Origin of the sequence: Sinorhizobium sp. 6-70 (assembly GCF_030124375.1) — a bacterium.
Classification (GTDB): Bacteria; Pseudomonadota; Alphaproteobacteria; order Rhizobiales; family Rhizobiaceae; genus Sinorhizobium.
The window spans coordinates 1-776 of sequence record NZ_JASKLS010000039.1; the positions used below are offsets into that span (position 1 = coordinate 1).

A 776-nucleotide genomic window follows, 5' to 3' on the forward strand; every position below is an offset into this window, starting at 1 on the left:
CCAGCGAAGGAGCAAGGACCATGGGAAGCAGGATCGTCACCCGCGACGGCGTCGAAATCTATTACAAGGACTGGGGTCCGAAGGACGGGCCGGTGGTCGTGCTCAGCCACGGCTGGCCGCTGTCTTCCGACAGCTGGGAGGCCCAGGCCTTCCACCTCGCCAACAACGGCTTCCGCGTCGTCACCCATGATCGCCGCGGTCATGGCCGCTCCAGCCAGCCCTGGGACGGCAACGACATGGACCACTATGCCGACGATCTCGCCGAGCTGATCGAACAACTGGATCTCACCGGCATCTTCCTCGCCGGCTTTTCGACCGGTGGCGGCGAGATCTCCCGCTATATCGGCCGCCACGGCACCAAGCGCGTCGCCAAGGCCGGGCTGATCTCGGCGGTGCCGCCGCTGATGGTCAAGACCGACGCCAACCCCGGCGGGCTGCCGAAGGCGGTGTTCGACAATCTCCAGGCGGCAAGCGTTGTCGACCGCTCGCAACTCTACAAGGACATCGCCGCCGGGCCGTTCTTCGGCTTCAACCGGCCGGGCGCCAAGGTCTCCCAAGGCATGATCGACAGTTTCTGGCTGCAGGGCATGATGGGCGGCCACAAGAACACCTATGACTCGATCGTCGCCTTCTCGCAGACCGACTTCACCGAGGACCTGAAGAAGTTCGACGTGCCGACCCTGATCATCCATGGCGACGACGACCAGATCGTGCCGATCGATGCGGCGGCGCGGGCCTCGAAGACACTCATCCCGCAGGCGGTGCTGAAGGTCTAT

1 protein-coding gene is annotated in these 776 nt (G+C 64.7%); it reads left to right on the plus strand.

Going from position 1 to position 776, the window contains the following annotated elements; all coding sequences use genetic code 11:
* Positions 1–20 precede the first annotated feature (20 nt).
* A partial coding sequence (locus QN222_RS30220; protein WP_283966085.1) for an alpha/beta hydrolase occupies positions 21–776 on the plus strand: 756 nt, incomplete at its 3' end.